The sequence below is a fragment of the Micromonospora sp. 050-3 genome (genome assembly GCF_046549335.1).
In the GTDB taxonomy this organism is placed as follows: Bacteria; Actinomycetota; Actinomycetes; order Mycobacteriales; family Micromonosporaceae; genus Micromonospora; species Micromonospora trifolii.
This window is the reverse complement of sequence record NZ_JAJPVX010000002.1, coordinates 1,345,391-1,369,048: the sequence shown is the minus strand read 5'-3', so window position 1 is coordinate 1,369,048 and position 23,658 is coordinate 1,345,391. Positions and strand designations below refer to the sequence as shown.

The 23,658-nt window shown below is 67.0% G+C and carries 10 protein-coding genes and 3 pseudogenes; 3 read left to right on the top strand and 10 right to left on the bottom strand.

Features of this window, described 5'->3' with window-relative positions; all coding sequences use genetic code 11:
- Positions 1 to 62: 62 nt before the first annotated feature.
- The 9 genes and pseudogenes from dpdD to ACLJOK_RS21300 all read right to left on the bottom strand — a co-directional run.
- Positions 63 to 2,228, bottom strand: coding sequence for a protein DpdD (gene dpdD / locus ACLJOK_RS21340; protein ID WP_410820452.1), 2,166 nt, complete (start codon positions 2,226 to 2,228; stop codon positions 63 to 65).
- Entirely contained in the window at positions 2,225 to 2,746 is a 522-nt protein-coding gene (dpdK, locus tag ACLJOK_RS21335) for a phospholipase D-like domain-containing protein DpdK (protein WP_410820451.1), read from the bottom strand. The genes dpdD and dpdK overlap by 4 nt, the downstream gene beginning before the upstream one ends.
- Complete coding sequence (gene dpdJ, locus ACLJOK_RS21330; protein ID WP_410820450.1) at positions 2,743 to 7,248, bottom strand: protein DpdJ; 4,506 nt, start codon at positions 7,246 to 7,248, stop codon at positions 2,743 to 2,745. Before dpdJ ends, dpdK begins: the two co-directional genes overlap by 4 nt.
- Positions 7,245 to 7,940: a hypothetical protein gene (locus ACLJOK_RS21325; RefSeq protein WP_410820449.1), complete on the bottom strand. Its 696-nt coding sequence runs from the start codon at positions 7,938 to 7,940 to the stop codon at positions 7,245 to 7,247. Before ACLJOK_RS21325 ends, dpdJ begins: the two co-directional genes overlap by 4 nt.
- Positions 7,933 to 11,106 (bottom strand): protein DpdH, encoded by a 3,174-nt coding sequence (gene dpdH, locus ACLJOK_RS21320; RefSeq protein ID WP_410820448.1) that lies wholly within the window; start codon positions 11,104 to 11,106, stop codon positions 7,933 to 7,935. The genes ACLJOK_RS21325 and dpdH overlap by 8 nt, the downstream gene beginning before the upstream one ends.
- On the bottom strand, positions 11,103 to 11,993 hold the full coding sequence (gene dpdG, locus ACLJOK_RS21315) for a protein DpdG (protein WP_410820447.1): 891 nt from the start codon (positions 11,991 to 11,993) through the stop codon (positions 11,103 to 11,105). Before dpdG ends, dpdH begins: the two co-directional genes overlap by 4 nt.
- The gene (gene dpdF / locus ACLJOK_RS21310) at positions 11,994 to 14,528 is read right to left on the bottom strand and encodes a protein DpdF (RefSeq protein ID WP_410820446.1); all 2,535 of its coding nucleotides are present in this window, start codon (positions 14,526 to 14,528) and stop codon (positions 11,994 to 11,996) included.
- The gene (gene dpdE / locus ACLJOK_RS21305; RefSeq protein ID WP_410820445.1) at positions 14,518 to 17,772 is read right to left on the bottom strand and encodes a protein DpdE; all 3,255 of its coding nucleotides are present in this window, start codon (positions 17,770 to 17,772) and stop codon (positions 14,518 to 14,520) included. The genes dpdF and dpdE overlap by 11 nt, the downstream gene beginning before the upstream one ends.
- Positions 17,769 to 18,110: pseudogene (locus ACLJOK_RS21300) on the bottom strand (helicase); the annotation flags it as partial. The gene dpdE and the pseudogene ACLJOK_RS21300, both read right to left, overlap by 4 nt.
- A gap of 409 nt (positions 18,111 to 18,519) precedes the next feature.
- Here ACLJOK_RS21300 and ACLJOK_RS21295 point away from each other — a divergent pair.
- Positions 18,520 to 19,588 (top strand): annotated as a pseudogene (locus tag ACLJOK_RS21295) (DEAD/DEAH box helicase); the annotation flags it as partial.
- A 152-nt stretch (positions 19,589 to 19,740) separates the two neighbouring features.
- The gene (locus ACLJOK_RS21290; protein ID WP_410820444.1) at positions 19,741 to 19,965 is read left to right on the top strand and encodes a hypothetical protein; all 225 of its coding nucleotides are present in this window, start codon (positions 19,741 to 19,743) and stop codon (positions 19,963 to 19,965) included.
- Between the two features lie 305 nt (positions 19,966 to 20,270).
- Here ACLJOK_RS21290 and ACLJOK_RS21285 read toward each other — a convergent pair whose 3' ends face one another.
- Positions 20,271 to 20,516, bottom strand: coding sequence for a hypothetical protein (locus ACLJOK_RS21285; RefSeq protein WP_410820443.1), 246 nt, complete (start codon positions 20,514 to 20,516; stop codon positions 20,271 to 20,273).
- A gap of 154 nt (positions 20,517 to 20,670) precedes the next feature.
- On the opposite strand from ACLJOK_RS21285, the pseudogene ACLJOK_RS21280 reads away from it, so the two are divergent.
- A pseudogene (locus tag ACLJOK_RS21280) lies at positions 20,671 to 23,655 on the top strand (DUF3427 domain-containing protein); the annotation flags it as partial.
- Between the last annotated feature and the right edge of the window lie 3 nt (positions 23,656 to 23,658).

The following is a 23,658-nucleotide window of genomic DNA, read 5'->3' as shown; positions in this document are numbered from 1 at the left end:
TATTGCATGCGGCACCCCGGCACACTTAGCATTCGAATCCCTGTCTGTTCCTCGAGCGGCGGTCAGGCCGGCTGCCGCAGCGCTTCCACCGCGGCGTGGAGCATGCTCGCCGATCCTGCCCCGGGCACGTACATCACCTGACCACTCGTCCAGCGCTCGATGAATCCTGTCGCCGCGTGCGTCGCACGCCTGGTGGCCAGAAGGGCTATGTCGCTAGCCTGGGATTGGCCCTTAAGCCTGTCACTGCCGTCGTGATCACTGCTGATATGCACGGTCAGCGCCGGCGCAAGCTGCTGGAGTGCCGCCCGGACCCGGTCCAGGACGCGCTCCTGCAGGCTGTACAGCAGGACTGTGCGGGCATCGGTGCGGAGGCTGCCGCCCGCCTCCTGCTCGGCCGGTGCGATCAGGGACGGCCACGCGAGATCAAGCCCCGCGTCGGAGCCGAACTCGCCGGCGAGGATGATCTGAGCCGGTGTCAGTCGGCGGGCAAGGTCGCGTACCCGCGCGAGCAGGTCTTGGCAGACCTTGGCTCGCGTTCCCGGTTCCACCGCCGGTCCGGCCAGCAGCAGGTCAACGAGGTCGAGCACCCGGTCGACCGTGCGGACCTGCACAAGTTGAGGCGCGAAATCGGACAGCGAGCTGACGGTCTCGCGGTACTCCGTGGCGTTCGGCGCGGCTAGCAGGAACGACCGGAGCGCCACGGTAAGGGAGGCGAGGGCGGCCTCGTTGAACTCTTCGGACAGCAGGACGAGACTGATCGCCACTCCGCTGCTTCCACCCGCCCGCTGCTCGCCGAGCGCGTCGAGCAGCAGCGGCAGGGCGTCGAGGATGGTTGTGACGGCGGGTGACTCCGGCGGAATCTGGGCGATCGCGTTGGCGACCGATCGATCGTCGATCACCGGCCACTGATGGGCGATCTCGTCGAGGTCTCTCGACAGGCCGGAGAGATCCTCTCCGGCGGCGACCCGTTCGATGAACTCCACCCAGTTAGCCGGAACGCGGGCGCGGCGCAGACCAATGCCGTCAAGGTGGTGCTGCCACGCTTCCCGCTGCCAGTCCTGGGGCAGAACCTGGCTCAGGTAGTCCGGGCCGTGTGCGCTGATTGCCTGATAGAGCTCTGCGCTACGTACCGCGTCGGCGAGGCCGAGGGCGCAGTGCACCGCGAGCCGGTCGCGGACCGCGCCGTCGGGAAGGGCACCCAACGCCCGCCACGCCTGTTCGAAAGCACCGTCGTCGATTAGATCCCGGATCGTGTTGATGCCCGGCTCGGTCTTGGTGGGCGCTGGTGCCGGCAGGCGCTCCCGCAGCGCGACGAGCCACGGGTCGTCGGCATCGGCGAGCGCCACAAGCAGCGTTTCCAGGTCGGCCGATGTCGGATACGTCAGCGCCAGGGCGAGCAGCGCGCTGCGGGCCTCCGGGCGGCGCACCCGGCTGGGCCCGCCCAGCAACGAGGCGTACTGCGGATATCGCAGCAGCACGTCGTGGGCGGCGTCGACGTCGACGTCGGCGGCTGCGGCGGCGAGGTGGCGCCGGTGCACCGCGACGAGCATGGTCTCCCGGATGGCGGCGGGCAGCCGGATCCGGAACAGGTCGTCGACTTCGGCGCCGTCGAGCGCTCGTTCGGGGAAGCCGAGCGCGTCGTGGCGGCGGATGCGAAGGAACGCGGTGTTGGTGGCGTCGAAGGCGCCGGACGCCACCAGCCGTTGCAGGTAGACCGCGGACAACTGTTCGTCACAGCTGAGCAGTGCGATGCGGAAGTCACGTAGCAGCCGACCGACCGGTACGACCTCATCCACAGTGCGGGTGGGCTGCTCGTGCCACACGCCGCGCAACAGGCGCAGCGCGTGCCACGCCGCCTGCCACTTCTCGTGGGGGATCTCCAGCCGCCACATCGGCCCATCCCCCAAGCCCTCCAGCGCCATCTCGACCGGATCGTCGCGACGAGGCACTGCCGGAGTGGGGCTGAAGTGGGCGTAGGTCGGGCCGACGAACGCGGTGACGGCCTCGACCAGGCGGCGGCCCATCGGCGCGCCGAACGCCTTGGCGAGGACGAACCATCGCCCGCCCTGCCGGCGTGGCAGCAGGACTGGTTGGCCGGGGACCGCGGCCACGTCCTCGATGAACGGCGCCACCCGCGAGAAGCGCTCGTCCAACCGCCAGCCATCGGGCAGGTTGAACTCGTTACCCGGACCGAAGAATTCGCGCACGAACTGGTCGACGTCCCTCACACGTGCCCCCAACGAGCACGAAACGCCAGCCGGGCCTCGGCGATCGCGTGCGGATCGGTATCGAACCGCACCCATTCGTCGAGAAGTTGCACGCCGTTGTACGTGAAGTTCATCGACCCGTTGAGCAGGTAGGCGTCGCCCAGGAGGCCCTTTTCGTGCAGGACCGGCGAGCGCCGCACCTGCACGCGGCCCGCGGTCTCGGTCTGTTGCAGCCGCTGGAGGAACCGCGCGTTGTGTTCGTCGGGCCGAACCTCCACGAGGACCCGGGTACCGCGCGCGGCCAAGCGCAGCAGGATCTCGGAAAGGCGTACATGGCGAGCGCCCCAACTCGGCTCCAAACCGGTGAAGGCCCCGTCCTTGTTGTCGACCACCCCAATGTCGCTGACCCACGGCGACACTAGCCAGATCTCCTCGCTGGGTGCTAGCAACTCGCCAATGAAGACCGCCTGCAGCAAGGCCCGCAGGTCGTCACTTGTACGGGTGTGGCCACGGCGTAGCGTCCGAGCGGGATGGCTCACTGCTCCATCTCCCGAAGCTCCAGCCTCACCTTGATTTGACCGCTTTCCCGCCGCGCTCCCCGGACGACCGGGTGCACGAACAGATAGCTGGTGTCAATCGGCTCGGTACTGAGGTGGATGACCGCGCTTTGCAGTTCGCGGACAGACTCCGTCGACGCGACGAGATCGGCCATCCCGGTCGAGGTAATCTCCCGTTCGAAGGCGGCCCGCCAGTCCGGGTCGGCCACGGACACCTCCGGAACGTCGTCGTCGAGCAGGGCGGCCACCAGTTGCCGGTCGATGGGCGGTGGCAGATCGTCGTACGGCGAGAAGACCTGAAGGTCACCGTTGAAGATCTCCACCCCGCGCGGCCACAGGCTGGAGTACACGTGGTCGGGGGTACGGTAGACGTCGCCGGTGTCCCCCCGCTGGTGGGCAAGCATCAGCGCGGACCACGTCCGGGCGTCGATCTCGAAGCCTACGGTCCGGGCCGCCTCGTCCCAGCTTTTGAGCACGTGCAGCAGGGCGGCGTCGTGGCGCGGCCCGGTGCCTGGCCGCAGCAGCCGGATGGCGATGGCGGAGACAACCGGATGCGACACCAGGTAGCCGCCCCGGTCTAGTTCCGCGAGGAGCGACTGCAGCGCCGTACGGGATGAGGAATTGTCTCGCGCGGCCCGTACCGCCGACAGCGCTCTGGCGAGCGGTGCGGTAGGCGTGGTGACCACCTCGTCGAGCAGGCGGCGCAGTTCATTGTCGACCACCTCGAAGTCGCCCGGCCCCAACCCGGCCCGGACAAGCCGCCAGAAACGACGCGGGTCTGCTGCGTACGTCCGGACCAGGCGCTCAACGATGCCTGCCCCGCCCACCGTGCTCTCGGTTAGCCAGATGTCGGCGCCGCCGCCGTTAACACGCACGTCAAGCAACAAATCCTGGTCGTCTGCGTCCGGGGTGAGCTGCAGGACGGCCGAGTGGATTGCGGCGCCGATGGTGCGGGCCAGGACGTGCCGGGCCAGGTCGACGTTAGCGTCGGCACTGGCGCCGGCTCCGGCCGCGCTGGGGGCATTGGCGACAGTGCCCCCGACGAAAGCGGCGTGTAGGCGTCGTGCGTGGTCCCGCAGCCCTTGCCGCACAGTCGGATCCGCCACCGCCGCCAACAGTTTGGCTCGCAGTTGACGAGGGTCGTCCTCGGGATCGTCATCGAGGTCTTCGCGAGTGCCGGCCGCAGGCCCTTCGACTTCCCCGGTCAGCAGGCCGGTTAGCCGCCCCACAGCCCCGCGCAGATCCTCCTGGCTCACGTCGGCGCAAACGTCGTCGACCGGCTGCCGCTGCGCGAGTACCCGGTGTACCACGGCGCTTTCAAAGACAGGCCCCAGCCACGACCGGACGAACGGGTCGGGTACGGACTCGTCGCAAGCGACGGCGTGCCGGAACGACAGAGAACGCCAGGCCGGCGAGCTGAGGTGAGCTAGCCCGGCCAACTCGGCCGCCGGCGGCAGCCGCAGGCGGAAGTGCACCCCGTCCACGTCAAGGGCGAAGCCGAGCGCGGCAGCCTCACCGGCATGGTTGACGTACGACAGCCGGACCTGGGCGGCGCCGGCGCTGCGACCCCGCGTTTTCATATCCGCCCTCGCCCCGGGGGTGAACCGCCGCACCTGCAGCGGACGCCGATTGACGTGCGTGTGAACGCTGACGTACTCCACGTACTGAGACCAGGGCGCGGGAACCTCTAGCCGGAAGGGTGTGCCGTCCTGCGGCACGATCTGGGTACGCCACACAGGCCGACTGTTTGCGGTGTCGGCCACCTGAGCCAGGGGTTCGCCGAGCCGGATGGCGTACGGGCGCACAACGATGAACTGCTCATCGCTACGGTAGTCCGTCCACCGGCCCTCCAGGCTTCCCCGCTCCACGAAGTCCCGCAACGGTATCGCGGCAGTCACCGTGTCCAGCGGAATGGGGACCCAGGTGCGCTGCGCACCGGAGCGGACAGCGAAGCGCTTGCTGACCCGTCCGGGTGCGGTCTCGCGCAACGCCTGCAGCACCGGCATGCGGGTGTCTACCTGCCGGGAGTAGCTGGCCGGCAGCAGCAGCTCGACCTCGGGCAGGTTCAGCGCCGCGAACAGCGCCCGCGGTACGAACTCGGGCGCGAAAGCATCCCCCACCCCACCGGGATCGTCGGCCCCCGCCGACCAGTTGCTGCGTACCCGGCGCAGAAGCGTCGGCACCACCGCTGTGAGCAGCGCCCGCGGCGGGTCCCAGAACACCGCCGACACTTCGTCTTCGTCCAGTTGCAGCGACCACCGCAGGTGCTCGGCGAACTCCCGCTGGGTGAGCGGATCGGTCAGCAACTGCTCCAGCAGCGCGGCGACCTGGTCACGGGCGGGGTGGTTGAGGCCGTGCTTGGGCGTGAGAATCCGCCGCGCGTCCACGCGCCACCGTAGCTGCCGGGTGAGCCAGTCGGCCAGCGCGAAGGTGGCCTGCATCCGTACCACGTAGCGGTTGCCGATTGGCAGCGACCGCGGCGGTAGTTCAGGGTCGAACAGCCGATCATAGGCCTGGTAGGTCAGCCGGTCACGGCCGAAATCGCTCAAGGTCACCACAGTGAGCGGACGGATCGCGCGGGTCCGGCCGGCACGTCCTCGTCGCTGTACGAACTGGGCCGGGTCCCGTGGTGACTTGTGCTGCAGGATGAGCCCGACGCGCGGGTCGTTGAAGCCGACGTCGAGCGAGGCCGTAGCGACGACGAGATCGGCGTCGTCGGCGACGCCGGGGTCCTGCGAGGAGGTCTTGCCGATGCGCAGGCCGCGGGCGGGAGATGTTCCGGGCAGTTGGTGACCGGTGCGATCGGCGAGGGCCCATACCTGCCCGTCCGCGTCGCGGCGGGCCCGGTTAGGTAGCGCCGCGGAGCGGAGGTTGGCGAGTACCTTTTGGGCCCCGGACCGCCGCCGGGCGGTCCAGCCGTCTCCTTCGGCGTCTCTGAGGTCGTGGAAGAGGCGATTGGTCACGTCGAGGTCGTCTGTGAACAGAAAACCCTTACTGCCGGCGAGCCCGTCGGCGGTGGTGGTCGGGTCAAGGGCCCGGCCGAGCAGCATGGATGCCTGGATGGTCAGCGAGAGCATGCTGGCGCCGCTCGTGGGATCGGCCCGTACGGCGACCTGGTACTGCCGGCCTTCGGCGATGAGATCATCGTCGGCGGGCTCGATGTGGCTGACGTCGCTCTCCGCCACGCCGACCAGCCGGGCCATAAAGGCACCCGCGTCCGCCAGGGTGGCGGAGAGCCCGACCACCGTGATGTCGGGGCCGACGGCGTTTCGCCAGCGCCGGAGGGTCAGCCCTACGTGGGCACCGTGCACGCCCTGGTACGTGTGCACCTCATCGAGCAGGAGCAGCCGCGGATGCGATCCGTTCGGCGTGAACCCGAACAGGGCGCCCAGTCTGGGGTCGGATGATGCCCGGTTGAGCATCTCCGTCGTGGTGAACAGCACATCCGGCGGGCTGTCCAGCATGCTGGTCCGGGTAAGCGCCAGGAGGTCCCCGGACACGTCCCCTCCGCATCCCCGACAGACCAGGCGTTCTCGGCCAGCCTTGTCCCCCTTCGCGCGTCCGGGCGTCCGGTCGGCATCCGGCCACACCAGCTCAGCGCCGCAGCGGGGGCAGCGGCAGTACGGGCATATCCGACCCTCAGCAACGCGCCGCCAGGACTCCTGAAGCCAGGGCGCGGAGTCCACCGCGCGGACGGACTCCGGGGTATCGCCGTAGAGCGCGCCGATGCGCAGCGGACGCCGGCCCGCGGCGCGCAGCGCGGACGCCATGTCGAGCGACGAGCGCAGCGCCTCACCGACCTGGTCTTTGAGGAGCTCATTACGCGGGTACACGGCCAGGGTGTGCACCTGCCGAGTGGTGGGACGTTCCGCCATCCAAAGGTAGGCGGGTAGGTAGAAGGCCAAGGTCTTGCCGCTACCCGTGCCAGCGGCCACGATCACCGCCTGGGCGCCCTCGCTGTGCAGCGAACGCAGCACCGCTGCGGTGGCGTCGACCTGGAACGCGGCTAGTTCGTTGTCGCCGATCTGCGCGGCGAGGACCTGCGCACCGATGGCGGTCAATGGGTGCACGTCCCGTACCCGGTCGATCAGATTAGTCAACGGGAGATTGCGCCGCGGGTAGCGCCGGGGCTGGGCGATGACCCGGTAATCGGCGACCAGCCGCCGGCCGCGCAACCACCACTCCCCCGCCCCTGTGCCGAACAGTTGGCGGGCATGAGTCAGCAGGCGCAGCGTCTCGGCGAACCGAGACCGCCACCGCCCCTCACCGACATCGACTAACAGCGCCCTGGCGACAAGCGCATCGACAATCTCTTCCGCCGTGAAGTCCAAGTCGATGTCCTCCAGCCGCTGCGCCACCGCCTCCAACAGCTCCGGTTCGGTGAGATCCCGATCGACGACTCCCCACGCCAGCAGGGGAAGTTCCCTATCCTCGACTGCGTTAAGTGCCTCACCCAGCACCGTCGGCGTGATGGACTCCGTCACGCCTGCCACCGCACCACTAGATCATTCGCGAGGCCGTGCTCCTGTAAGAGGCGGAACTGCTCCGCAGTCATATCCCGCAGCGGGAAACTCCCGCCGCTGAGCGCCTCGAACACTGCCTCCAACTGCGTGGGAAGTTTGGTCCCGCGAACATCGTTGATCTCCCTGCGCAGCCAGGTGACCTGGCGGAGGAACATGTCCACCTGCGACGGGTTTCGCGGCACCGCGCCGCGAGCCCGCTCGACGTCGGCAATCGCGTAGGTCAGCGTCTTTTGGACAGACGGCGGGAGCATCCGGACGGAGCGGATACCCGCCTCCTCGGCCTTGGCTTTGGCGAAGCCTGGCCAGGCCTCGGCGGTGAGGCTATCGGTCTGCCGCGCCACGGCGGCCAAGGCCCGCTTCACGGTGTCAAAGCTGGCATCCAGGTCGGCTGAAGCCTCGGCATCCAGCCCGCGACGCAGATAGGCAACTGCCTGAACCAGGGCAGTGTGGTCAGGCGTTTGCAGGCCGTCCACTCCCGCTTTGAGGCAGGCGCGCCACGTCTGCGCCGCCAGATCTGGCTCAACGAGTGCCTTACGCAATTCCGAAGCGCGGTTCTGCAGACGCCGTGCGTTATCCATGGCGCTCCGCACCGCCTTGACCTCGCCAGCCACCTGGTTGAGTCGACGGGCCTTGTCCAACAGCGATTCACCCATGTCCCGACTCCCGCCCGTCACTTAACAGCTTGTCGATGTCGGCGAGCACCTGCCGAAGTTCGGGGTAGGGGTCCGCAGGTTGCGCACTTCGCTGGTGATTGGCTTTTCGTAGCCCGTCGTCCAACCACCGCTCGCAATCAGTGAGGAACTGGAGCACTGCGCCGAAGTTCTTACCGCGGTCCTTGGCGACCAATCGTGACCGTCGCTCGTTCTCGCCAGCCGACCCCGGCTTGGGCGCCGTGTCGACTTCGTCGAACTCCTTCAGAAGATCCTGCCACTGCTCCCACGGCAGTCTTCGCGCTTGCCTCAGCCCGTCCAGCCACTCCTCGGGAGAACGGCCACCGGCGCCTGGCGCGACGGTGGGCAGCACTGCGACAGCCTCCTGCAACTCGTTGAGCAGCACGTCCGGCTCGTTCTCCCCGGTCAGCCGCCGGTACTCGACGACGAGTGTCTGCAGGTGCACCCACTGGGCGTGTACAGCCGCATCGAAACCTCGCTGCAGTCGCCCGTACCATGGACCGATCCACTCGGGCAGGACCTGCGGATCTACTTTCAGGGCTGGGCTCGCGACGAACGTCTCGATCGCGGGCAGCAGGGCGGTAACGTCGATAAGTTGTGGCGCCCCGTCGCCTTGGGCAGCGCCCACTGCGTTACTCAGCCGTTTCACCAACTCGGCCCTGTCGTCAAGGTGCTTGCGGGCGAGGTCCGTCCACTGTGCGGTACGGACATCAGCGTCGGTGTGGGTGGCCGGATTGGCTTGGGGTCCCGGATGGAAGAGGGCCGCCACGAGATCCTCACGGACCCGTCCGCGGCTTCCCTTGATGTCCAGTAGGCGCGCGCCGACCAGCAAGGTCGCGACTGCGGCGGCGATGGTTTCCCCGTCGTGGAATCGAAAGCGGTCGCGAGTGGCTTGCACCATCGCCTCAGCCCACTCGTCCAGCCGTCGTGACAATATCCGCTGCTGTTCCGGACCGCCCGAAAAGTTCCAGTGCCCGTATTCTTCGCGTTGGAATATCGCCTTCAACATCGTAGCCGTTGCTGGCTCTTTCTTGAGCACGATGTAAGCCTTGCCTTGTGGCGGCTCACCTTTGTCACCGAATGCTCTTTCGATGTACACGCCGACCTTGTCGCCAAACAATGCCCGGCGGATGGTGTCATTTGGAGTAGGCAGCCCGAGTTCGTTCCAGGGCATTCGGGCGACAACGGCGTCCCGCAACCACGTTCGCAGATCACGCGCGTAGTCCTGGGCAAGGAGCGTGTCCCGGCCATACCAATCGTCGACCGCTTTGAGTCTTGCTTGCAGCGCCTTCGGGGGCACGGTGCCGGTGCCGGCACCCGTTTCGATAGGCCCCCCGGACGACAATTGCGGCGCGATAGACGACTGTTCTTCGGGAGAGGGATTTGGAACGACGCGGCGTTGCGGTTGATGGGCCGGCATTTCGCGGATCTGCAACAGCGGTAGCCGGAAGGCCGTTTGGACCCCGGCAGGCAACTGCAGGTTGCCTGCCACGTGGTCACCCCAGAACTCAAGCAGGTCCAGTCGCCGCTCGTAGTACTCCGGATCGGCCGCCTGAAGGCGTGTAGCGAGTTCCGGCCCCAGCACGTGGAGCAATCGCCTGCGCGGGAAGTCGCGGCGGAACGTTCGCGGAGGGAACTCCCCTTCCCGGATCGCGTTGTCATAGTTGTCTAATACGTAGCGAACGACCCTGCTGAGCACCGTACGGGGGTTAAATGTCTTAGCGTCGCGGTCAGACGTGACTCGGACCGCGCGCACGATAGCGGGTTTGTTGAACGGATAGAGGCCGAAACCTTCCGAGGAGAGACCGAATGCTTCGTGACACTGACTACGGAACGTGCAGGATGAACACCCGTTGGGCACCCACCTCGATGAGGCCAGTGCCGCCTGCCGCCCGGCTCGCTCATGGGCGCGGAGAAGATTGGAACGACCAGCCCGCGCGGCGTTAAGGTAGCGCGCCACAAAGTCCACGATTTGCTGATCGTCGACCCTGATCGAGGCCTTGTCGCTCATTGGCACGTCGAGTTTGTACATGTAGGGAACGCTGGCTTCGGCACGGGTCCTCGCCGTCTCCGGCAGTTGTTCGAAGAAGTAGCCCCTCGTAACAGCCATGAGAGTTCGCACTGTCGCCAGTTCCTGTTGACCTTCCCGGACGCCAGCCTCGGTAATCGCCTCAAGAAGATCTCGTTGAATGCCCTGAATAAGGGCGAAGTCCTCGATGAGTAGGATGATTTCCTGCCCGCGGCGCTGAAACTCGCGGCGGATTTCGATCATTGCTTCAGTAAGGCGCCCGCCTTCAAGGTCTGTCAGGCGCAGCACCGCCCGGTCGAGATTCTCGCTGAGGAGTTTGGCTGCCTCCTCGCGCAGCGCCGGCGATCCCAGAAGTTGTTTGTACATCATCGCCGCGATCGGACCGATTTCCCCCGGGTCGACGTCCGGAAGCAGGTCTTCGGGCTCGAACGCTGTACGCCGGTCGCCATCGCCACTGCGCCGGCCATGCAGCAATTCTGTAGCGAAGCGCGTGATAACACTGTCGGGTGCGAGCAGATGGCGACGGTATCCGTAGTCGCGCAGGAGGGCGGGCAATGCACGCTCGTTACTGAGAGCCTTGCGGTACCTGGCGGCGGTGCTGTCGGTCGCAGTGCCGGTGAAGTCAGCGAACTGCAGGACCAACGCGAGTCGGTCGAGTAACTCATGCGGAAGCGCCTGCTCATCGTACTGCCCGAGGGTACGGCTAACGCGATCGCGGATGTCTTGGAAATGCTGGCCCTGCAGATCGGCTAGGAGTGTGCGGATAAGCGAGGAAAGGCTAGTCTCAGTCTTACGCAGGTAAATGACCCGGCGTTTCGATGTGTCATGCAACTGCTGCTGGACCCAGCGCACCAAGTGCGACTTGCCGGTGCCGGACTCGCCCATGATGGGCATCAACACGATGCCACCGGTGGGCGGGCGATTGGTGAAGTCGTCGAGCACGGTATGCTCGTCGACTTTTTCTCCCGGCTCGGACGATCCCCATGCCTGACGGACGACGGCGAGGGGACGGTGGGTGGCCAGGAACACTGCTGGATCCGCGTGCACCGCTTCGGTGTTGATCGTGTCCGCGACGTCCGTACGGCTCCAGCAGACATAGCCGGGGAAAGATTCGGTCACCGTTTCATCCCTCGCACTGTGACAACGCTGATGATCCTCACGTCTGAGCCATCGGACAAAAGCACCTTGTCGGGCGCGTCTGAGGGGTTGTCCATGGCTATGACGTCGCTCTCTTCGTTACGTAAGAGGGCATGACTCAACATCAGATCCAGGGCTTCTTCGGCCGCCCGCCGCACCGGCGGTAGATCCCACTTTGAGCGTAGAAGGTTCGCCAACCGGCCACCGTCGACGACGGGCAGGCTGTCCCGGAGAAATGATACGAATTCCGACGCGGGAACTGGCGAACTCCACTCCCGGTTCTTGATCACCGTCCGGACCGCGCGCGTGATGTCCGGGACGATGGTGGAGGCGGCTCTACTGGGCGGCCCGGCGAACTCGGCGAAGCCGAGCGCGGTGGCCCACCGAACGAAGGCCAACCACGGGTTGCTGTTCCCGATGGCAAAGGACGTGAATGCCTCGCCCATGTCATGCGACAGCAGGCCTTGAACTTCCTTCCAACCCAGCGGGGCGCCGTACGGATCCTGGGCGCACCACCAGGTCAGCGCCGCGAGCAGGTCACGTTGCGGCAGCTCCTCACGACTGTCCTCCGCCGCTCCGGCGCAAATCACCGGCACCAGTGCCTCGCCGAAGACCCGCACGTCCGACGGCGCCACGAGTTGGGGGCCCGCCGAAACCATGCCGTCCGCCGCCACCACAAGTCGCAGGTCCTGCAGCGCCTTGAGACATGCGTCGAAAGTAGGGATGCCATCAGCGCGCAGCTTCAAGGTGGGTGGTTGCAGCAGCGATTTGAGTCGCTGCCGCTCCACCGCATCCGCGCGTCCAGTCAGGTACTTCGCGATGAGGTACATCCCATTGGGCAGGATGTTCGGCGGGTTGAGCAGTGGCATCTACAGGTCCTCGAGCAATCGTATGTGCGTCACGCAGGGCTGATGCAGGTCGGACCAGGCGACGTGGGCGTGGTCGGGGGCGGCTAGGTTGGTAGGGGCTACCACCACGAGCGCGGGATAGTAGTCGAACCAGTCCGCAAGGCCGTGTGGGGGTTCGGCGCGGTCGGCGAGCAACGCGACGGTAGGCACCGGGGGATCCAGCGGGCTTGGCGCGTTGATTGACCGCATCAACGGCCGAGGCCCCCCGCTGTCCTGTAGCGCCAACCATTCCCGCTCGGTGATGTGGCCGCCGACGTCCAGCACGTGGCTGAATCCCGCGACGACCAACTGATCGAGGACGCGTCGGGCCTGCTGCGCCATTGGGACATAGTCTTCGGTATCAATGAGCACCGTGAGACGTCCATGCGGCATCAGGGCCTGCAGTGACGTCGGCACTCCGGCAACGTCGGAGCCCCAGTCGGCGACCGGTGGCAGCGGAGCCAGTCCCTCGCTCGGCGGTACCCCGGCCCGGCGGCAGGCTGGGCAGCCCCGGCATGACCTTGTGACCGCAGCCGAGCCCCACGGTCTGTCGAAGCTGTACAAGCCGCGCAACAGTTCACCCACGCACTGCCTGCCGGACTCAATTACCTTCAGCGCGTTGAACCCGCCGCGGCTTGCGTCCAGGATCCGCTGCCGTTCGGTCAAATAGGCGGCCCAGTCAATCTCTCGGTGCCGGGAGATCTCCAGGTAACGGCGCACCTCCGCCTGATCCAGTGTGACCTCTTCCTGCGCCTCGCCCCACCCCGAAGCGATCAGGTCCAGGACACCGGTTCGGGCCAGCGCCGAAAGCAGGGTGATATTCCACCGCCGATTGGTTGGACCCTCCATGGTTACATTGGGCGGTCTCGTGTCGAGGTCGATGCGTAGCCGCATCGACGGAAGTTGCCGAGCCCCAACGAGCATGGCGTCCCATCTGCCCTCTGCCCTCTGGTTGAGCAGCTTGGGCGAGCCGAGCCTCCTGGCGATCTTCCGGTCGTCTGGAGCAAGCAGCAGGCAACTGACGGAAGGAGAACCGTCGCGGCCACCGCGGCCGACCTCCTGGTAGAACCGGTCAACAGACTCCGGCTCACAGGCGTGGACAACGGCGCGAACATTGGGAACGTCAACTCCGAGGCCGAACGCGGAGGTGGCCACGACCACGTCGTAGCGCGTGGCGTCGGTACCCATCCGCCAGCCGTTGACGACGTCCCGCCGCTCGGCCGCCCGACTGCGGCCACTGACCCCAGCGTGGCGGCGGAAGCCCCAGGCCGTCATAGCGTGCCGGACCTCGTCCACGTGCTCGGGCAACGACACGTACACCACGGCAGGGCGCGGCAGGTGAAGCAGGTGTTCGCGTAGAGCGTCCATACGCGCCTGGTCCGTAGGCCAGCGTGAAATGAAGTACTCCGGCTCGGAGCGCAGCGTCGAACTGCTCACCATTCGGAACGGGCGGTCGTCGGCGAACAACCGGTACAGCGTCTCCGCCGCAGACGGGCTTAGGGTGCCTGTCATCAAAACCGTGACCGGCGCAACGTCGCTCGGCGACCGGTCCACCAGTGTACGCCGCAGCCCCGTCATGGCCTGAAAGTCCGGCCGGAAGTCGGCCCCCCATCCGTCGACGATGTGAGCCTCGTCAACCACGAAGAAGCGCAGGTGACCGGCTTCTGCCGCCAAGTGCAGCGCTGGCGCTAGGCCGGTCATGAGCGCCTCCGGCGAGGTGAACAGCATTCGCTGCTCGCCGCGTCGAATCGCGTTCCTAATGCCCTCCTTATCCTCCTCCGCCATGTCACCGATGTAGGCATAGCGTCCGCTTGGCGATGGCCGTTCCCCGCACTCCTTAATCACCTCTTGCAGTCGCCGCTCCTGGTCAAGCGCCAGCACGACGGTGGGGACAACGACGACAGTCACCCCGACGACCTGCGAGGCCAACAGCGCGGGCGCGAACGCCAAGGAACTCTTCCCCGTGCCGGTCGGCAGGCTCACCAGAACAGTGGCGCCGGGTGGAGCCGTGACGATCGACCGAGCCGCCTGGCGCTGCCCCTCCGACCGGTAATCCTCGTAGCCGACAGTGGCCCTCCAAAACGGGTCGGCCGGAACAGGCTCGGGCCGCCGGCATAGAGGTGACTTCGACTCTAGGTACACGTGGTGCAGGGGATCGCCACGCAGGTGTGCGGTGTCGTCGCCCGGCGGCACCCACAGCCGCCGCTGAAGATGTAGACGGCCGTCGGCGAGACGGGTGCAGGCGATCCCCGCTCTTTGCCACACGCTGTCGTCGCCGGCCGCGACGCCAGGCTGCACCGAGATTCCGAACTTGTCGCCCTGCCGGACGCCCTCGAACCCCAACACGTGCCGGATCAGTACGGCAATGTCCGCCGCGCCCGCGCCCGCGCCGCCGCTGCCGCTGGCGAGGGCGTCGAAGAGCCGCCGATGTGGCGCGGGAAGCTGATATTGGGGAAGGCACGGAACATGCCCATCGCTCAGCGCCTGCTGAACGAATTCCCACGCCTCAGTGTGCATCGACACCCAACTCCGAGGCCGCACCTGCGAACGGTCGATTACTTAAAACCACGCAGGAGACGGCGATCAGCCGTACCCGGGGTTCCCGGCACGCCTGGCGCAGCACCTCGGGAAGGCCCGCGACGGCGCCGTCCTCCTCTCCGCCGAGGTGGGCGGCTGCGAGAGTTCTGGCCATCCGTTGTTCGTTCTCGCGGTCGAGATCCACAGCCGCGGCGGCGTCCGCCTCGGCCGCGCGCTGCTCCAGGTGCCGGACCGTCCGCAGCCGTGACTGCGCCTCTTCGCGCGCTCGCAGAACCGCGTCCCGGAACGCTCGCGAACCTCCGAACAGGCTGATCAGCACCGGAAAGCGATCAGTGTTGAGGTTGTGATCGCCTCGAGCCGGTTCGTAGGCCAACTCCAGGAAGGGTTGAAGCTCAGGATCGACATGGTCGGCCGTCCACGCATCGAGCCACACTCGGTGCGTGAACGGCACGAACCAGCCGTCCAGGCGCCGCTGCAGGGCAGTGGCCGGCAAGTCCGGGAAGCGATCACGAACCCGGCCGATATCGCCGTCCACGACATACTCGAAGCCGAGGCAAACATGGTCACCATTCAGCTTCGGAACAAGCCGCCACCAGGCCGACGCCTGGCCGCGGTCATCCTGCTGAGCCCATCCCCACAGCGAGTCGACCGTCGGCGAGCCCAGACGCAGCACCCGCGTGCCCGGGCGCCGCAGTGCCGCCGTGCGGTTGAAACAGCCAGGGCTGTCCCAACTACCGGGCAGCGACTGAGCTAGCAGGTACGTAGGGAGCAAGACCTTCTCGCCTAGGCGGTAACGGCGTACGGTCCGGTCGCGCGAGTCAGTCTCGCGGGCCAGTTGGAGCGAACCTTTGGCGTCGCACACCAGGTTGTCGACCGCACGCTGCACCCTCTTCCACTGCCCCTCGACATCGTCGATACGCGCAAACAGCGCGTCACGCTCACCGTCGCTGGTAAATGTGGCCTCCAGGATGTCCTCGGCCGCGATCTCCTTACGCCGCTGCTTGAGGGTATCGGCAATCCATCCGGTGCCTTCGATCAGCGCCTGGCTGCCGCGCTGCAGAAGCTGAAGGAACAACGTCGGAGCCACCACGTCGACGGCGTACTGCAGCATGGACAGTGAGTCGGTGAAGGCCGCGAAGCCGTCGCGAAGAAGTGCCAGCCAGGCTTCCATCGTGGACTCTGGGTCGGCCGGAGCTACGACGTACTGAGCCGCCGGAACACCCTCGCCGTGGCGGTCCACCCTGCCCAGGCGCTGTTCGAAACGGTTAACCGACCATGGCAACTGCAGGTGGACGACAGCGTCCGCTGGCTGGAAGTTGCGCCCCTCCTCGCCATCGCGGTCGCAGATCAATACCTGCGCGTCTCCGCCAATCCAGGCTTGAATCCGCCGCTCGACTTCGCTCGGGTCTTCTCCGGCCAGGTGCCGTACGGTCACCGCCGACGGACGGCATTGAGTGAGGGCGTCGGCGACGGCTCGGCCAGCGGCGGTGGTTCCGGCGAAGACGAGGATCCGACTATACCGACGACACAGCGAGCCAATCGCCTCGGCGATCCTGGCTACCGCCTTATCCGGCTTATCGGACATTGCGAGCTCGGAAAGACCGCGCCGCAGCTCCTCGTCCGCCGCCACGGTCGGCGCGCGCCTCAGCAGTCGGGTCTCGTGCCGATCCAGGCCGGCGAGCCGGCACGCGTCATCGTCACCCAGCCGCGACGCCACCGCCGCCGCCAGCCCTCCGGCCAGGTTCCTACAGCGCTCCATCAGCACCGCGTGGGTCCACGCGTACGCAGCCCAGGTCTCCTCGTCTGCCGCCACCTCCACGAGGTGATCGCGGACAGACTGTCGCCACCGTTCCAGCAGCTCCTCGGCCGCGTCACCATGTGGGTCGATGATCTCCAATAGCTCAGGATTGCGCCGGCCCTTGACCTCGAATCGAGGGCTTCCCGGGCCGCAGCCCTCGGCCGCTAGCACCCGATCGCGCCGGTGACGGATCACCCGGCGGTGAAGCCGGTAGGTCTCGTTGACGTAGGCCCGTAGCCGGTCGAGTGCCTGCGGTAGCCCTTCCGACTCGTGATCGGCGGCCTCGTTCGCGTCGTCAACCAGCGACCGGAGTCGGGGATCATGGGGGAAGGCGGACCGGATAGTTTCCAAGTGCAGCGGCACGAACTCCGGGAAGGTCGGGTCTAGCGCGTAGAAGGCGCTGGCGAGCTCGTGCCGTGCCCGGACCCGCGCAGTGAATCCCACCAAGTCCTCCAGCCGGTAGACCGCCGGATCCAACAGGTGCAGCAGGCCGAGCATGGCCTGCTCGTGGTGCAGGGCCGGCGTGGCCGACAGAAGCAGCAGCCGACGGCTGGCGTGGCACACCTCAGCGAGGGCTTTCCGGATTTCCGTAGGCGTGTCGTTTGCTACGAGGTGATGCGCCTCGTCGACGATTACCAAGTCCAGCGCGTGCTCGCCGCGCCACCGCAGCGGGCTCTCGTGCGCGACGATCCGAATCTTCGCCCTGGGAAAATCATCGATGAAAAACTTCGTCCGCAGTTCGTCCTGCCACTGGCGGCGCAGCAGATCGGGAACGATAAATGTCACGACGGCATCAGGCGTGTCGAGAAGCAGTTGACGCGCGATCAGTCCCGCTTCGATGGTCTTACCGAGGCCGACCTCGTCCGCCATCAGGTACCGCTGAATCGGGTCCCGGAGCACCTGTAGGACGGCGCGCAACTGGTGTGGATATAGCTCCACCGCACTCGACAGAATCGCCGGCACGTTGGAACAAGCCGCCCGTTGCTCAATAATTGTCCGCACGAAGGGCAGCCGCGTCTCGGCGAAGTACGGACTTTCGCTGGCACCAGCAAGTAGCACCTGGACCGGATCCGTGACTGGACGGGACCACCGAACCCACAGCCTTCGGGCGTCGAGCGGTATGTCATAGAAGCTCTTTGGCTTACGAACTGCGTAACCCGACCGCGCATCCCCAGCTAGGACTCGTCCGGCATGCCACTGTCCCCCTTCCTCCCAAAACACACGGGTCTGCCGAGGTAGCGGTGGAAACTTGACCCGATCCTTCGGCAACCAGACAGAGTCGACCTCGGGCTGTGCGGGAGACTCGAAGAAGTCCACACGCACCTTCTGGCCGTCTGTCGCTCCGACCTTGCCCCAGCCACGCCCGGATCCAGCCCATGTCTGCAATCCGACGAGGCCTGCGAGGCCCGGACGTAGGGGGCTCACGCGTTCCTCCGCTCGGCGTGGCCTCGTAGATAAGCAATCATTGCGTGGTTCGCCTCCCAGCCGTCGGGGAACTTGACCGGGACGTCGAGGTGCAGCCGCTCAGTCGATGGATGCCCATCGAGCAGCTCTGCGATCCCCACCCGCGCCACGACGATGCAGGCGTGCCGATGGCGTGACGTCAGAACGCAGAGCCGACCGGACTCCAGGTGGAACGCGGTTGCGTCACGCCGCCGCGACAGTGGGTGCAGCACGATCGTCACGTCGTACTCTCTGCCCTGGAGCCGGTTGGCGGTGTCGACGGTGATCCCCGCTCCGGCCTCGCCGAGGTGCGCCCGAACTTCCAGCCCAGCAAGCATCGACCTCACCTCCCCACAAGGTGTCCCCGGACACTACAGCTAGGAGTCCTACGAGCGGGACCCCCGAGTATTCACCCGTTCAGCCGGTGTGACCTGGCTTAGTTGCGGTGTCAATAACCCTCAAAGTTGATATTGCTTCAGAGCAACCACTCCGCAAGAAGACGTGTATGTCCTGGTGAGGCGCTCTGGCGGGCCAACTCCTGGTCATTCCTCACCCCTTCGCGCACCCGAGACGTCCATGGCTGAGCTCAGCATCGATGCAAAGCGCATCTGTCAGGGATGCGACAGAGGACCAGCCCTTACAAGCTCCGGGCGTGCGGACTTACTAGCGTTCGCTCCGGTCGAAGACGATCCCAGCGGGTACTGCGTGTTGAGGTCGCGGAGCCGGGCGGCGACATTCGACGCCGAGCGGCTGGTACACGGCCGCTGGCGGAACCTGGTGGTGATGGCGACCGGCACCGGCAAGACCGTGGTGGCAGCCCTGGACTACCGCCGGCTGCGCAAGGCCGGCCACGTCGACTCGCTGCTCTTCGTCGCCCACCAGGAGCAGATCCCGCGGCAGAGCCGCTCGGTGTTCCGGCAGGTGATGGGGGACGGCAGCTTCGGCGAAACCCTCGTCGGCGGCGACAGCCGAAGGACTGGACGTACGTCTTCGCCTCGATCCAGCCGCTGCACCGGCAGGACATCGACCCCGAGGCGTACGACATGGTGATCGTCGATGAGTTCCACCACGCCGAAGCACCGACGTACGCGCGGCTGCTGGAGCGGCTGCGGCCGCGCGTACTGCTGAGGCTGACCGCGACCCCCGACCGGAGCGACGGCGGCGACGTGCGGCGGTGGTTCGATGGCCGCGCCGCCGTGGAGCTGCACCTGTGGGAGGCGTTGGAGCGGCAACTGCTGGCGCCGTTCCAATATTTCGGGCTGCACGACGACGTCGACCTGTCGCAGCTGCGCTGAAAGCGGGGCAGGGGTACGACCCGGCCGAGCTGGACGGCGTCTACACCGGCAACCACGCCCAGGCGCGAATGATCCTGCGGGCGGTACGCGACACCGCCGACGTCGGGCGGATGCGGGCCCTCGGCTTTTGCGTGAGCATCGGGCACGCCGAGTTCATGGCGGATTGGTTCACCAAGCACGGCGTACCGTCGGCGGCGGTTACCTCGGGGGTCGACGCCGCCGGGCGGCAGGCGCTGCTGACCGCATTCCGCAACCGTGAACTGCGGGCGCTCTTCACCGTCGACCTGTTCAACGGGGGCGTCGACCTGCCGATGGTCGACACAATCCTCATGCTGCGCCCCAGCGAGAGCGCCACGATCTTCCTGCAGCAGCTCGGCCGCGGTCTGCGCCTGGATGACGACAAGCCCTGCCTCACCGTGCTCGACTTCATCGGCGGGCAGCACGCCAACTTCCGCTTCGACCTGCGGTGGCGGGCGTTGACCGGAGTCAGCCGGCGGGCCGTCGAGGCGACTTCTACGACCGCGGCGAGTTGTTCGCTCAGTACGGGCGGGTGTACCGGGACATGGCACGGCGAGACCGCAGCCATGCGTCCGAGGCAGTGCGCTGGGGCAGGGATTCCATCGCCGCGTTCGGCGCGGAAAACGCGCGTAGCACCGTGCTGAACGAGGTCGGACTGTGCAGCGCGCTGTTCCTCGCCGATGAGCCCGAGCAGGCAATCGCGATCGGCAATCGGGTACTGGAAAAGTCGCAGGTGATGAGTTCCAAGCGGGTCATCGACCGAGTAAACAATCTGCATCGTGATCTCGCTCGGCATAGGGAGCTTCCGGAGGTGGCCGCGTTCGACCGCGTCCTCAGCGCTCGGGCTGCGGCGGGCGCGTGAGCGGGCGATTCTCCGAGGCCGCAATGACGGCGGCCCTGCGGGACATCGCTGCCACCCTGGGCGTCTCTCCCGAGGGCGCCCAGTTGCTGCAGTTGACCAATAACGGGGTCTTCGCATTACCTCGATCTGGAATCGTCATCCGGATCGCACGAACCCATCAGCTCCTGGACCGGGTGACCAAGGTCGTTCAGCTTGGGCGTTGGTTCGCTCGGATCGACGCGCCGACGATCCGGCTCGCGCCCGATGTCGAGCAGCCGGTCCGAGTCGGCGACCATGTTGCCTCGGTCTGGTCCTACGTTCAACCGTCACCGTCTGCTCCGACGGTGCAGGATCTCGGCCTTGTGCTGCGCAAGTTCCATGCTCTCGACGTGGCCCCCATTGCACTCCCGGCCTGGGATCCGGTCGGCGACGCCCGACGGCGCCTGGCTGACGCCGAAGATCTCGATCCGAATGACCGCGACTTCCTGGTGAACTGGTGCGATCGCTTGGAACCGCAGCTCGTTGCGCTCCGCCACCGGGAGGAGCCGAAGCTCGTCCACGGGGATGCCCATGTCGGCAACCTGCTGCGAGAGGCGTCGGGCCGGACGGTGATGTGTGACTTCGATGCCACGTGCATCGGGCCATGGCAGGTTGACTTGGCAGCGGTGGCGGTAGGCGAGGCGCGGTTCGGAGGCACGGGCCTACATGAAGGGCTGGCACCACAAACTCGACCCGGCCGACGCCCACCACACCCTCGCCCGGCACATCGCCACCCTGGCCGCCCGCGCCCTCCACTCCGTCCCCAACGGCGACGACAAGCTCCACCAGCAGATCGCAATGGCGAACCAGATCGCCGACGCCATCGCCACTCTGAGCCCGAAGGCAGCGACGGCCCTGGACCAGGTAACCGACGCCAAACATCTCCTCCACGCCATCGCCGCGCCGCCAACCCCTCCCGCGCCACCAGCCTTCCCGCAGCGCCCTACCACTCCCCTTTCCACCGGCGCGCTGCTGGTCAACGGCCGTCACCAGCCCCGCATCGGCCACGAGGTCAACCACGAGATGGCCTCCGCCGACCAGGTAGACCTGCTGTGCGCGTTCATCAAGTGGTACGGCCTGCGCATCGTCGAGCCAGCCATCCGCGAGCTGATTGCCCGAGGCGGCAAGGTCCGCGTCATCACCACCACCTACCTCGGTGCCACCGATCAACGAGCGCTAGACCGGCTCGCCGAGCTGGGCGCAGAGATCAAGGTGTCGTACGAGACGCGGACCACCCGCCTGCACGCCAAGGCGTGGCTGTTCCGCCGCCACAACGGCACCACCACCGCGTACGTCGGCTCGTCGAACCTGTCGAAGACCGCGCTGGTGGACGGCGTGGAGTGGAACGTGCGCATCTCGAACATGGAGCAGCCGCACGTCATCGACACGTTCACGGCGACGTTCGAGGACTACTGGAACGATCCGGCGTTCGAGGCGTACGACGCGGCCCGGGACGCCGAACGGCTACGGCGTGCGTTGAGCGGGGAGCGCCGCGATGAAGCACCGACAGCGATCTCGAACCTGGACGTGCGCCCGTACCCCTATCAGGCCGAGATTCTGGCCGACCTGGACGCCGAGCGCCTGGTGCACGGGCGGTGGCGCAACCTGGTCGTGATGGCGACCGGCACCGGCAAGACTGTGGTCGCCGCCCTCGACTACCGCCGGCTGCATCGCAGCAAAAAGGTGGACTCGCTGCTCTTCGTCGCTCACCAGGAGCAGATCCTGCGGCAGAGCCTGTCGACGTTCCGGCAGGTCATGGGGGACGGCAGCTTCGGCGAGACGCTGGTCGCGGGCGAGAAGCCGAACGGTTGGAAGCACGTCTTCGCCTCCATCCAGTCGCTGCACCGCCGCGAGGTCGACCCCGAGGCGTACGACATGGTGATCGTGGACGAGTTCCACCACGCGGAAGCGCCGACGTACACGCGATTGTTGGAGCGGCTGCGTCCCCGCGTACTCCTGGGCCTCACCGCGACCCCCGACCGGGCCGACGGCGGCGACGTGCGCCGGTGGTTCGACGGGCGCGCGGCCGTTGAGCTGCATCTGTGGGAAGCGTTGGAGCGGCAGTTGTTGTCGCCGTTCCAGTACTTCGGGCTGCACGACAACGAGGACCTCTCGCACCTCACCTGGAAGCGCGGCCAGGGCTATGACCCGACGCAGCTGAGCACCATCTACACCGGCAACGATGCGCGGGCGCGGACGGTGCTGCGCGCAGTCCGCGAGAAGGTGGACGTTGGACGGATGCGGGCGCTCGGGTTCTGCGTGAGCATCGGGCACGCGGAGTTCATGGCCAACTCGTTCAGGAAGCACGGCGTCGAGGCGGCGGCGGTGACCTCGAGGGCCGGCACCGATCGGGCGACGCTGCTGCGGGACTTCAAGGCCGGCAAGCTGCGGGTGCTCTTCACAGTGGACTTGTTCAACGAGGGCGTTGACCTGCCGATGGTCGGCACGATCCTGATGCTGCGACCCACCGAGAGCGCCACGATCTTCCTCCAACAACTCGGCCGTGGCCTGCGCCTCGACGACGACAAGCCCTGCCTCACGGTGCTCGACTTCATCGGCGGGCAGCACGCCAACTTCCGCTTTGATCTGCGGTGGCGCGCCCTGACCGGTGTGAGCCGACGGGCGATCATCGAGGCCGTCCGCGATGACTTCCCGAGCTTGCCGAGCGGCTGCCATGTCGAACTGGACCGGGTGGCGAAAGAAATCGTGCTCGCCAACCTGCGATCGGCGCTGCCCACCTCGAAGGCCGGTCTGGTGTCCGAGCTGCGGCAGCTCGGCGACGTCAGCCTGGCCACGTTCCTCCGCGAGACCGGCCTGGAGATCGAGGACGTGTACCGGTCGGCCAGCATCGGCGGCTGGACCGGACTGCGGCGGCTCGCCGGCATCGAAACGTCTGTGCCCGGCCCCGACGACCGGGAGTTGGGCCGGGCCATCGGTCGCATGCTGCACACCGACGACATCGACCGGCTAGAGCTGCTGACGAAGGTCGCGGCCGGACCGCCCGCGCCAGGCCAGCAGATGTACGCGGGCAGCAGCCGCCTGCTGGACATGCTGCACTTCAGCCTCTGGGGGCCGAGCACCCCGCTGGCAACGCGGGACGAACGGCTGGCGCGGCTGTGGAAGGAGCCGGCCCGCTGCGCCGAGTTGCGGCAGGTCGCCGAGGTGTTGCGGGACCGCATCCACCGGGTCACGCCGACCGCCGCTCCGGGAGCGGTGCCGCTGCGGGTGCACGCCCGGTACAGCCGCAACGAGGCATGCGCTGCCTTCGGGATGACGAACCCGGGGTCACTGCGTGAGGGGGTGAAGTGGCTGCCCGACGCCCAGGCCGACCTGTTCTTCGTCACCCTGGTCAAGTCGGAGGCCCACTACTCCCCCACCACCATGTACGCCGACCGGGCCATCACCGACACCCTTTTCCAGTGGGAGTCGCAGAGCACGACTTCGGCGGCGTCGGCGACCGGGCAGCGCTACACGTCGGGCGGCTCGACCGTGCATCTCTTCGTACGGGAAACCCGCATCGCTGACCGCGACCTGGGCGCACCGCCGTACCTCTACGCCGGGCCGATGACGTACCAGGAGCACACCGGCGACCGACCCATGCGCATCCTCTGGAAGCTGCACCACGCGCTGCCCGCCGACATGTACGCCGCGGCTCGGGCCATCGCCGCCTGATAT